The organism is Rhodoferax sp. U2-2l (genome assembly GCF_020594515.1).
Taxonomy (GTDB): Bacteria; Pseudomonadota; Gammaproteobacteria; order Burkholderiales; family Burkholderiaceae_C; genus Rhodoferax.
This window is the reverse complement of sequence record NZ_JAJCTH010000010.1, coordinates 18595-29142: the sequence shown is the minus strand read 5'-3', so window position 1 is coordinate 29142 and position 10548 is coordinate 18595. Positions and strand designations below refer to the sequence as shown.

At 62.6% G+C, this 10548-nt stretch carries 10 protein-coding genes; 6 read left to right on the top strand and 4 right to left on the bottom strand.

Annotated features, from left to right (window positions below; all coding sequences use genetic code 11):
- Window positions 1–27 precede the first annotated feature (27 nt).
- The 6 genes from LHU53_RS10430 (at window position 28) to LHU53_RS10405 (ending at window position 5877) form a co-directional block, all read left to right on the top strand.
- The gene (locus LHU53_RS10430; protein ID WP_227332592.1) at window positions 28–471 is read left to right on the top strand and encodes a cyclic nucleotide-binding/CBS domain-containing protein; all 444 of its coding nucleotides are present in this window, start codon (window positions 28–30) and stop codon (window positions 469–471) included.
- Window positions 472–922: 451 nt separating this feature from the next.
- Complete coding sequence (locus LHU53_RS10425) at window positions 923–1477, top strand: alpha/beta hydrolase (RefSeq protein ID WP_227332591.1); 555 nt, start codon at window positions 923–925, stop codon at window positions 1475–1477.
- A gap of 48 nt (window positions 1478–1525) precedes the next feature.
- Window positions 1526–2527 (top strand): sulfate ABC transporter substrate-binding protein, encoded by a 1002-nt coding sequence (locus tag LHU53_RS10420; RefSeq protein WP_227332590.1) that lies wholly within the window; start codon window positions 1526–1528, stop codon window positions 2525–2527.
- 326 nt (window positions 2528–2853) lie between these two features.
- Window positions 2854–3735 carry a sulfate ABC transporter permease subunit CysT gene (cysT, locus tag LHU53_RS10415; protein WP_227332589.1) on the top strand — a complete coding sequence of 294 codons (882 nt, stop codon included), beginning with the start codon at window positions 2854–2856 and terminating at the stop codon, window positions 3733–3735.
- Window positions 3732–4616 carry a sulfate ABC transporter permease subunit CysW gene (cysW, locus tag LHU53_RS10410; RefSeq protein WP_227332588.1) on the top strand — a complete coding sequence of 295 codons (885 nt, stop codon included), beginning with the start codon at window positions 3732–3734 and terminating at the stop codon, window positions 4614–4616. Before cysT ends, cysW begins: the two co-directional genes overlap by 4 nt.
- Before the next feature lie 142 nt (window positions 4617–4758).
- Window positions 4759–5877, top strand: coding sequence for a sulfate/molybdate ABC transporter ATP-binding protein (locus LHU53_RS10405; RefSeq protein WP_227332587.1), 1119 nt, complete (start codon window positions 4759–4761; stop codon window positions 5875–5877).
- A gap of 22 nt (window positions 5878–5899) precedes the next feature.
- Here the strand turns inward: LHU53_RS10405 and LHU53_RS10400 are convergent, their stop codons facing one another.
- The 4 genes from LHU53_RS10400 to LHU53_RS10385 are packed head-to-tail and all read right to left on the bottom strand — an operon-like array spanning window position 5900 to window position 10405.
- Window positions 5900–6304, bottom strand: a complete 405-nt coding sequence (locus LHU53_RS10400; RefSeq protein ID WP_227332586.1) for a thioredoxin family protein — start codon at window positions 6302–6304, stop codon at window positions 5900–5902.
- A gap of 22 nt (window positions 6305–6326) precedes the next feature.
- Window positions 6327–8741, bottom strand: coding sequence for a bifunctional diguanylate cyclase/phosphodiesterase (locus LHU53_RS10395; protein ID WP_227332585.1), 2415 nt, complete (start codon window positions 8739–8741; stop codon window positions 6327–6329).
- On the bottom strand, window positions 8738–9163 hold the full coding sequence (locus LHU53_RS10390; RefSeq protein ID WP_227332584.1) for a hypothetical protein: 426 nt from the start codon (window positions 9161–9163) through the stop codon (window positions 8738–8740). The genes LHU53_RS10395 and LHU53_RS10390 overlap by 4 nt, the downstream gene beginning before the upstream one ends.
- A 6-nt stretch (window positions 9164–9169) precedes the next feature.
- Complete coding sequence (locus tag LHU53_RS10385) at window positions 9170–10405, bottom strand: porin (protein WP_227332583.1); 1236 nt, start codon at window positions 10403–10405, stop codon at window positions 9170–9172.
- Window positions 10406–10548 lie beyond the last annotated feature (143 nt).

Here is a 10548-nt window from a genome sequence, read left to right as displayed (position 1 = left end):
CCGCTTACGCTGTTAAAGGAGCCTTCCATGTCCGAACGCACGGTTTCTCAATCGATGGCGCAGCGCCATGTCATCAGTGTGCTGCCAACGGCCACCGTGTACGCCGCCGCGTGTGTGATGACGCGCACCAACAGCAGCAGTGTGCTGGTGATCGACGCGAGCAACACCATGCTGGGCATCGTCACCGAGCGCGACATGATCACCCGGGTGCTGGCCAAGGCGCTGGACCCGCAACAGACCCCGATCGCCACAGTGATGACGCGCAGCCCCCACTGCGTCAACCCCGAGATGAAGGTGGCTGACGCGGTGTTGATGATGATCGAACGCGGCTTTCGGCACCTGCCGGTGGTCATGGCCGACAGCCACAAGATTCTGGGCGTGTTCAGCGTGCGCGACGCCCTGCCGCGTGAAGTCAACGCCGCCGTGAATCTGGCGGAGTTTCACGAACAGGTGAACGACGCGCTGGGGTAGCAAGCCCGGGGGGTCATGCCAAGCCCCGGATGGCGGGTGACATGGACGCCAGCCACACCCACGGCCACCGGGATCGCACCGGCTGGCTGCACACTGCTTCCCCATCCTTGAACACTCTGGCCGAGAAGCGCCAGGCAGGCCCCGCGTGCGCCAGACCTGGCGGGGCACCATCCCGTCTGACACAGGGTCCGCCCCAACTGATTCCGTTTCCAGATCGATACGCAACTAAGCGCGAAGCCGCAGACAGTACAAACGTACGGCATGGCGTTGCAACAACGTGTCGGATTGATATGGCCATGGAATGAGGCGGTGAGCGCTGGCGGCCGCTGGTCTGCGTCGTTTGATATGCCTATATTCAAATAAGCAAATGAAAATATAGTCGTTTGTGTTTTAACAAGCTTGCTGAACAATCCAGCTCAGATCCTTTTTTCACCTTCTGGCAAACCCCAACATGGTTCCCATCATCATTCCAGGCTGGCAAGACTCGCCGCCCGGCCACTGGCAAAGCCTCTGGGCGGCCGAGTTGCCGGGCGCGGTGCGGGTGCAGCAGGACGACTGGATGGTGCCCTCGCGCAGCGCCTGGGTGGCGTCCATCAGCCGCACGATCCTGGCACAACACCAGCCGGTGGTGATTGCCGCGCACAGCCTGGGTTGTATTGCCACCGCGCATCTGCCACCCGAGGTGGCGGCGCACATTCACGGCGCCCTGCTGGTGGCCCCGGCCGACCCGGAACGCCGCGGCGTGCTGGCCGACTTTGCGCCGGTGCCGTATCACAAGCTGCCCTACCCCAACATCGTGGTGGCCAGCAACACCGACCCGTTTTGCCCGGTGCGCACCGCAGGGGCCTATGCGCGCGCCTGGGGCAGCGAGTTTGTCCGGCTGCAAGAGGCTGGCCACATCAACTTGGAGGCAGGTTTTGGCCCCTGGCCGCTAGGCCTGGCCCTGCTGCAGTCGCTGATGGGCCAGGCACAAGGCCTGGCACAGCCCGAGATGGCCACGACCTGACCCGACCACCGACCCCTTTTTTACCCTCATCGCCTCAAGGAAGATCTCATGAAATTCAAGCAAACCGTGACCCTGGCCCTGGCCACCTTTGGTCTGGCCGCCACAACTGTTGTGTCCGCACAAACCACCTTGTTGAACGCCTCGTACGACGTGGCGCGCGAGTTCTACAAAGACTACAACGCCGCCTTTGTGGCCAACTACAAAAAGACCACCGGCAAAGACGTCAAGATCGACCAGTCCCACGGCGGCTCCAGCGCCCAGGCCCGCGCCGTGAACGACGGCCTGGATGCCGATGTGGTCACCATGAACACCACCACCGACGTCGACTTTCTGGCCAGCACCGGCATCGTGGCCAAGGACTGGGCCAAACGTTTCCCAAGCAACGCCGCACCCACCAGCTCGACCATGCTGTTTTTGACGCGCAACGGCAACCCCAAAGGCATCAAGGACTGGAACGACCTGATCAAGCCCGACATCAAGGTCATCGTGGTCAACCCCAAAACCGGCGGCAATGGCCGCATGGCCTACCTGGCGGCATGGGGTTATGTGCGCAAAACCGGCGGCACCGACGCCCAAGCGGCTGAGTTTGTCGGCAAGCTGTTCAAAAACGTACCCGTGCTGGCCAAGGGCGGGCGCGACGCCACCACCATCTTCTTGCAGCGCAACATTGGTGACGTGCTGATCACGTTTGAGTCGGAAGTCGTGTCGGTGGACCGCGAATTTGGCGCCGGCAAGGTGGATGCCATCCACCCGTCGGTGAGCATCATTGCCGAGAACCCGGTGGCGGTGGTGGAGCGCACGGTGGCCAAAAAAGGCACAGCGGAAGTCGCCAAGGCCTACTTGAACTACCTGTACTCCGACGAAGCCCAGGAGATTGCCGCCAAACACGGCATCCGCCCGAGCAACCCCAAAATCCTGGCCAAGTACAGCAGCACCTTCAAACCGCTGCAGCTGTTCGCCGTGAGTGACTACTTTGGCTCGTTGACCGAAGCGCAAAAGGTGCACTTCAACGACGGCGGGCAGTTTGACAAGATTTATACCGTCAAATAAACCACCACGCACATCAATCCGAAACGTTGTTGCAACGCGCCACCGGGGGCCGTCCGTACTGTCTGCAACTTCCTGCTTAACGATGCATCAACCTGGCAAACCAGTGAGCGGCCATGAGAGCGTCTAGCAGTGTACGTTGGGTGTCTGACGCAGCGAAATTAAGGAGGAGGCTTGGGCGTAGCCCGAGCCGGGGGACATTCGCGGAGTCGGATACCCGGCGTGCGCTGCGGGTTCAAACCAACAAACTGAAACCAACCCTGGATGGCGGTTCAAGCCCACATGGCAAACACGCGTTCTACAACGATCCACTTTAGACAACAACTTTCATGACCGCTGCCGTTCTCTCTGCCCCGCTGGGATCCGCCGCCGCGCCACCCAAACGTGCCACCCGGCGCGTGCTGCCCGGCTTCAACCTGACGCTGGGCTACACCCTGTTCTACCTCAGCCTGATCGTGCTGATCCCGCTGTCAGCCTTGCTGTTCAAAACCTTCACGCTCACCTGGGCCGAATTCTGGACCGCCGTGGCCAGCCCGCGCGTGCTCGCGTCCTACCGCCTGACCTTCGGTGCCTCGTTCCTGGCAGCGCTGTTCAACGTGTTTGCCGGGCTGCTGCTGGCCTGGGTGCTGGTGCGTTACGAATTTCCGGGCAAAAAGATCATCGACGCGCTGGTGGATTTGCCGTTTGCCCTGCCCACCGCCGTGGCCGGCATCTCACTCACCGCGCTGCTGGCGGGCAACGGCTGGCTCGGCCAATACCTGGAGCCGATGGGCATCCAGCTGGCGTTCAACCGCAACGGCATCGTGATCGCGCTGATTTTCATCAGCCTGCCGTTTGTCGTGCGCACCGTGCAACCGGTGCTGGAAGATGCTGAAAAAGAACTCGAAGAAGCCGCCACCTGCCTGGGTGCCTCACGTTTCCAGACCTTTCGTTATGTGATTTTTCCGAGCATCGCCCCGGCGCTGCTAACCGGCTTTGCCATGGCCTTTGCCCGCGCCGTAGGTGAATACGGCTCGGTGATCTTCATTGCCGGCAACATGCCCATGGTGTCGGAAATCACCCCGCTGATCATCATCGGCAAACTCGAGCAATACGACTACGCGGGTGCCACCGCCGTGGCCACGGTGATGCTGGCCATCTCGTTTGTGCTGCTGCTGGTCATCAACGCGCTGCAAAGCTGGCAGCGCCGCCGTGCCGGAGGCAAATCATGAGCACCGCCATCGTTCGTAACGCCCGCGCGGGTACCACCGAGCCGACCTGGGTGCGCTGGACCCTGATCGGCCTGGCGCTGGGCTTTGTGTTCCTGTTTTTGCTGCTGCCGCTGGCGGCGGTGTTCACCGAGGCGCTGCGCAAAGGCCTGCCCGCCGCGCTAGAGGCGCTGCACGAGCCCGATGCCTGGAGCGCGATCCGCCTGACCCTGCTCACTGCCGCCGTGGCGGTGCCGCTGAACCTGGTGTTTGGTGTGGCCGCAGCCTGGGCCGTGGCCAAGTACGAGTTCAAGGGAAAGGCGTTTTTGACGACGCTGATCGACCTGCCGTTTTCGGTCTCGCCCGTCGTCGCTGGCCTGATCTATGTGCTGATGTTTGGCGCGCAGGGCTGGATCGGCCCGTGGCTGGCCGAGCATGACATCAAGATCGTGTTTGCGGTGCCCGGCATCATCCTGGCCACGGTGTTCGTCACCTTCCCGTTCATCGCCCGCGAGCTGATCCCGCTGATGCAGGCGCAGGGCACTGATGAGGAACAAGCGGCCATTGTGCTGGGTGCCACCGGCTGGCAGACCTTCTGGCATGTGACGCTGCCCAACATCAAGTGGGGCCTGGTCTACGGCGTGATTTTGTGTAACGCACGCGCCATGGGCGAGTTTGGTGCGGTGTCGGTGGTCTCGGGCCACATCCGTGGCCAGACCAACACGCTGCCGCTGCATGTGGAGATTTTGTACAACGAGTACCAGTCGGTCGCGGCTTTTGCCGTGGCATCCCTGCTGGCGCTGCTGGCACTGCTCACCTTGTTGATCAAGTCGGTGGTCGAGTGGCAGTTTGAACGCGACCAGAAGGCCGCAGCTGCCCTGCCGCCGGAGCGCCCGACGATATGACACACACCCCAGGCTTCGCGCACGCCGTGTCGCTACGCCACCCCCTTGCAGGGGCAACAACCGTGGCCCGGCAAAGCCGGTTCAACGGTGTTTCTGGCCTGGCCGCAGCTGATATCAACATTGCCTTTTTTAGAGAATCCCCATGAGCATTGAAATTCGCAACGTCAGCAAAGACTTCGGCAACTTTCACGCCCTGCGTGACGTGTCGCTGGACATCGAATCCGGCGAACTCGTCGCGCTGCTGGGCCCGTCGGGCTGCGGCAAAACCACGCTGCTGCGCATCATCGCCGGGCTGGAAACCGCCGACCGCGGCCACATCCTGTTCAACGGCGCTGATACCACCGACACCCACGTGCGTGAGCGCAATGTCGGCTTCGTTTTCCAGCATTACGCGCTGTTTCGCCACATGAGCGTGTTCGACAACGTGGCGTTTGGCCTGCGCATGAAACCCAAGGCCACGCGCCCGTCCGAGGCCGTGATCAAGCAGAAAGTGCATGAGCTGCTGGGCCTGGTGCAGCTGGATTGGCTGGCCGACCGCTACCCGTCACAACTCTCCGGCGGGCAGCGCCAGCGGATTGCCCTGGCGCGCGCGCTGGCCGTGGAGCCGCAGGTGCTGCTGCTCGACGAGCCGTTTGGCGCGCTGGACGCCAAGGTGCGCAAGGAGTTGCGCCGCTGGCTGCGCCGCCTGCATGACGACCTGCATGTCACCAGCATTTTTGTCACCCACGACCAGGAAGAAGCGCTGGAGGTGGCCGACCGGGTGGTGCTGATGAACACCGGCAAGGTCGAGCAGATTGGTTCACCCCAAGAGGTGTGGGACCACCCAGCCAGCCCGTTTGTGTACGGCTTTTTGGGTGACGTGAACCTGTTCCACGGCCGCGCGCACGAGGGCGAGATGCTGATCGGCGAAGACCAGCAGGGCCTGCGTCTGACCACACCAGAGCACAGCGCGGTGCAGGACGCCAAGGCCTTCGCCTATGTGCGCCCGCATGATCTGGACGTCACACCTTACGTGGCCGGTGCCAACCTGGCTGCGCCGTCACAAGGCCTGGTGGCCAAGCTGACGCGCGCCATGGTGGTGGGGCCGATTGCGCGGCTCGAACTGCTGCCGCTGGACGCCTCGGCCGCGGGCCAGGGCACCCTGATCGAAGCCCACATTCCTGCCCAGCATTACCGCGAGCAAGGCTTCAAGGAAGGTGACACCGTGCTGCTGACACCGCGCCGCGCGCGGGTGTTTGTGGCCGAGGGCGAAGGCATCTGAGCCAGCGCCACGGACCGAAGCCTCAAGCCAAGCGCTCAGGCTGAGCCGTGCGGGAGCGCCAGGCCCGAACCCGGCCCACCAGTTCTTTCACACCCGGGTCAGCCAAAGCGCCCGAGGCCGGGTCTTGCAGCGCGTTGCGCACCAGGCGCTCCAGCGTCTGCGGTTGCGGGGTGATGGTGCCAAAAAATCGCGGGGTGTCCCCCACGGCCAGCAACACGGTGGGGAAGTTCTCCACGTCCAGCGGGTCCAGCACCTCGGCTTCATCCTCGATGTCGAGCCAGAGGAACCGCACCGTGGGGTGGTCTGCCTGCACACTGGCCTGCACCTGCGCGAAATTGCGGCGGTACTGCTCACACACGTTGCACCACTGGGCGCACAGGCAAACCACCCACAGGGCATCCGGTGTCAGGTCAGAAGAAGTCGGCATGGGGCAAAGATCACAAAAAATATCAAGGTGCTGGCGGGACCAGCAATGTCGTCACGCGGGCGGCCACGGCCTCAAACTCCTGCGCAGGCACAGGCGGCGAAAAATAATAACCCTGCGCATAGTGGCAGCCCATGCGCTGCAGCGCCAGCAGGTGGCTTTCCAGCTCGACGCCTTCGGCCACGATGTCCAGGCCCAGGCTGCGGCCCATGGCAATGATGGCGCCCACCAGCGTGAATTCGTTGCCGTCGTCCTTCATGTCCTTGACAAACGACTTGTCGACCTTGAGCGTGTCCACCGGGAACATCTTGAGGTACGACAACGATGAATAACCGGTGCCAAAGTCATCCAGATAGACCCGAAAACCCAGCGCGTGCACCGCGTTGACCCAGGCCAGCGACTTGTCGATGTCGCGCAGCATCACGCCCTCGGTGATCTCCAGCGCCAGTTTGTCCGGAGTAATGCCGTAGCGCGACACCACCTCATGCAAGGTGGCCGGCGACAGCCCGTCCGGAATCTGTCGGCCCGAGACATTCAGCGACAAGGTGTAGTCCAGGCCCTGGTTTTGCCAGGTCTGCAGTTGCGCACAGGCGGTATCGAGCATGAGCAGGCTGATCTCCACCACCAGCCCAGTTTTCTCCGCCAGCGGAATGAAACTGTCGGGCGGCACCAGCCCGCGGGTGGGGTGGCGCCAGCGGATCAGCGCTTCGGCCCCGGACAGGCGCAGGGTGCGCAGATCGATGACGGGCTGGTAAAACAGCACAAATTCGTGGTTGCGGATGGCGCTTCGCAGGTCACTTTCCAGGTGGCGCCGCTGCTCGGCCGCCTCGGTCAGCACCGGGTTGAAAAAGACGTGGCCGTCACCGCCGGTGGACTTGGCGTTGTCCATCGCCAGCTCAGCCTGGCGCAGCAGCGAGGGCACATCGAACCCGTCGCTCGGGAACAGCGCGATGCCAATGCTGGCGTGCAGGTTGACCGGTGACCCGTCGACAAAATAGGGCTGGCGAATGGCCAGCGTGATGCGCCCCGCCACCCGGTCCACCACGTCGCCCTGGGTGATATGGTTCAGGATGATGCAGAACCGGTCTGCTGCCAGCCGCGCCAGGGTGTCTTCGCTGCCCAGGCAGGCCGACAGGCGGCGCGTGGTGATTTGCAGGATGCTGTCACCCGCGGGCAAACCCATGCCTTCGTTGATGCGACGAAACTCATCCATGTCCACCAGCAACAGTGCAAACCCGCCCGTTTTGGTCGCCGCGTATTCCTGCACATGGGTGTGCAGGCGCTGCTCCAGCCCGAGGCGGTTGGCCAGGCCGGTGAGCGGGTCGGTGATGGCCAGCTGCCGGGCATTGGCCTCCGACTCCTTGAGGTGGCTGACATCGTGCACCACGCCTTGCAGCAGGTTGTTGCCCACCGAGCGCAACACCACATTGGTCCAGCTGCGCTCAACGCCGGGAATCAGAATCTGCAGGTCTTTGGTCACGGCGGCGCTCTGGCGCAAGGCGTTTTGCACCAACTTATCGATCTGGGTCGGGTTTTGCCACGGCAACTGGTTGATGTTGAGCGCGGTGAGCGCCTGGCCGGGCGGCTGCCGGTCGATGTCAAACAGCTGGGCAAAGGCCGGGTTCCAGGACATCAACACCCCGCGATGGTCGATCAGGAACAGCCCGGACTCGGCATTGTCAAAAATGGTGTGGTATTTTTTTTCGTCAATGTCGCCTTGCAGGCGCAACTCGCGCTCGGTGGCCAAGGTATCGGTGAGGCGATCAGACAGCGCGTTGATGTCCGCCACCAGCTGGCCAATCTCCGTGCGCGCATGCCGTTTGGGTGTGGCCAGCCGCTCGCCGCGGGTCGGGTCCATGCGGTGCAGCCGGTCGGACATGGCCTTGATGGGACGCACGATGAACAGCAACATCATCACCACGACGGCAAAGGTGACCATGCCCAGTTGCCAGCTCAACTGCACCGCGGCCAGCCAGACCTCTTCGCGGATGCGCGCTTCAATCACTTGCGGGTCGGGGGTCAGCAGAATCTGGCCCACCTGCTTCGAGGCATCAAACGGCGAATAAATCAGCCGCTTGAGCTGCCCGTCGGTCTGGGCCACGTTGGTGCCGTCGCGCCGACCGTCGGCAAGTACCGCTTGGTCGGTGGTGATGTTGACCGCCAGCACATCGGAGTTGCTCAGCAGCCCCTGCGTGACTTCAACCGCCAGCGTCTGGTCGTTGGCAAAACAGGCCACCGCGAGTGTGCTCTCGATGGTGTCGAGCAACTCGTTCAAACGCGTCTGTGAGGTCTGGTGCGCGCGTTCACTGGTGGCCTGTGCCGTGTAAGCCACGGCCACCACCGCGGCCAGCAGCGACGCCAGAATGACCGCCAGTGTCGAACGCAGCAGCAGCCCCGTGGGTCGCCAGGACGCCGACAAGGCCTGGTGCGGCGGCTTCATCGCGGAAACTCCATGACGATGCGAAGCCGCTTGTCCACCTGCGTGCGATCCACATAAGCCACACCGCCCGGCTGCCCGAGCAGCCACACTATCACGTCGGCCGAGCTGGATGCCTGAAGCGGCGGCGAAGTGCGGCCGGAAAAGATCAGCCGTGACCAGTAGGCGTTGATTTCATTCAGATCCTTGTTGACCAGGCGCCGATAAAAATCGGCGCGCACAGGGCTGGACTCGGGTTGGTCAATGGGCAACGCGGTGTCACCATTGGGCAAGCGGCGGTAACGACCCAAAAAGATATTGACCACTTCGTCCTGACTGAGCTGACGCAGGCTACTTGCCGCGCTGACCACCACCACCGGCTCAGCGCGTGCCGTACTGCCCAGGCCGGACAGCACCAGAAACAGGGTGAACAGCAGTGCTTTCATGGCGGTTTAAAAGACAAAGTCCAGCGCCAGGCTGAAGACGGTCATGCGGCCGTCCCAGCGGCCTGGCTCGGTGCCCTTCAGCAGGAAAACAGAAGAAGGTGTGCCCTTGATCCGGTCGACCTGAGCTTTCACCGCCAGATTTTTCTGGAAGTCCCAGCGCGCACCGACGGTATAGGTGTGCTGGTCTGCGACACTTTGCGCAACCAGTGAAGGGGTTAACACCTTGTCAATAAAGTCGTTGCCGATCACCGGGAGTTGCTCCACATCAGACGAGCTGCGAGACACACCCAAGTAGGGAGTGATCGCCCCCAATCGATACGCAGCCATCACGTAGCCCGCCTTGGAGTCCGCATAGGCCAAGCCGTCATGCTTGATCTGATTGAGCATAAGCTGAACATTGAGTGGCCCTTGGTCATACACAAGCCCCAGGGAATTGAAACGCACAGACTGACCCGCCATGGCCATCGCAGGCACTGCAGACAGATAAGGTAGGCCGGTCAACGCATTGACCGGCATCTCATGATGGAACTGCACCTGGGCGTGACTCGCTCGCAACTGCCACGGGCCATGTTGGTAGTCCAGGTAACCACCGACCAGGGTCGAACCCGACAGATCCCAGGTCAGTCCAGGCGCATAAGGCGTCTTTTCAGGCGACCGCCCCGCAAACAGCTTGGCTTTGAGCAAGCCCGAGGCCACGGGCCGGGTCAGGGTGACATCCAGGCCATCGATGTATGAAAACACCAGCGAGCCGTAAAAATCCGGTGGCGGGCGCAGGCTGAGGTTGGAATACCCCACCAGCCGGGAGTCGCCCAGCATGTAGAACTCGGTGCCCAGGCGGCCCGCCCTAAGCGAGAAGTCGGGTGAAAAATCGTGCCGCACAAAGGCCCAGGTCAACTCGGGCCGGTAGCTTGAATCGGCGTGGTAGCGGGAGACCACCTGCACCACAGCCTCGGTGCTGTGGCTGAAATGAACGTTGGCCTGCAGGCCCACCAGGCTGTCCACCTTGGGCGTCCAGCGTGTGCGCGCACCGTTGGGTTGCGACAGATCGCGCACAAACTCCGCGTTGTCATCGTTGGAACGGGTCAGGCCCAGCGTGCCAAAACCATGCAGACTGACGTCTGGCAGATCAGGCGGGTCGGTCAGGGCGGTGAGGCCCTGCGCCGCGGACAAGGCGGGGGTGCCAAGGCCCAGGCACACGATCGCGCCGATGATGGCCCGATGCCACAACCTCCCAGAAACCATTGGGCAATTTTTATGTGTGATAAACATGCTGGTTGACCCACTCCCGGCGCCGACGCCGATACAAAATTGGCGTTGTGACGGCCAAAAGAGTGTAGCCAACTTGCGGCACACCCTGTCAGCAAAATGGCCTGTCCACAGGCCCC

What these genes read in the sequence shown, in the direction of transcription:
- LHU53_RS10405 (WP_227332587.1), top strand. Translation starts at nt 4,759, where the DNA reads ATGAGCATTGAAATTCGCAACGTCAGCAAAGACTTCGGCAACTTTCAC.
- cysT (WP_227332589.1), top strand. Translation starts at nt 2,854, where the DNA reads ATGACCGCTGCCGTTCTCTCTGCCCCGCTGGGATCCGCCGCCGCGCCA.
- LHU53_RS10420 (WP_227332590.1), top strand. Translation starts at nt 1,526, where the DNA reads ATGAAATTCAAGCAAACCGTGACCCTGGCCCTGGCCACCTTTGGTCTG.
- LHU53_RS10400 (WP_227332586.1), bottom strand. Translation starts at nt 6,304, where the DNA reads ATGCCGACTTCTTCTGACCTGACACCGGATGCCCTGTGGGTGGTTTGC.
- LHU53_RS10385 (WP_227332583.1), bottom strand. Translation starts at nt 10,405, where the DNA reads ATGGTTTCTGGGAGGTTGTGGCATCGGGCCATCATCGGCGCGATCGTG.
- cysW (WP_227332588.1), top strand. Translation starts at nt 3,732, where the DNA reads ATGAGCACCGCCATCGTTCGTAACGCCCGCGCGGGTACCACCGAGCCG.
- LHU53_RS10390 (WP_227332584.1), bottom strand. Translation starts at nt 9,163, where the DNA reads ATGAAAGCACTGCTGTTCACCCTGTTTCTGGTGCTGTCCGGCCTGGGC.
- LHU53_RS10430 (WP_227332592.1), top strand. Translation starts at nt 28, where the DNA reads ATGTCCGAACGCACGGTTTCTCAATCGATGGCGCAGCGCCATGTCATC.
- LHU53_RS10395 (WP_227332585.1), bottom strand. Translation starts at nt 8,741, where the DNA reads ATGAAGCCGCCGCACCAGGCCTTGTCGGCGTCCTGGCGACCCACGGGG.
- LHU53_RS10425 (WP_227332591.1), top strand. Translation starts at nt 923, where the DNA reads ATGGTTCCCATCATCATTCCAGGCTGGCAAGACTCGCCGCCCGGCCAC.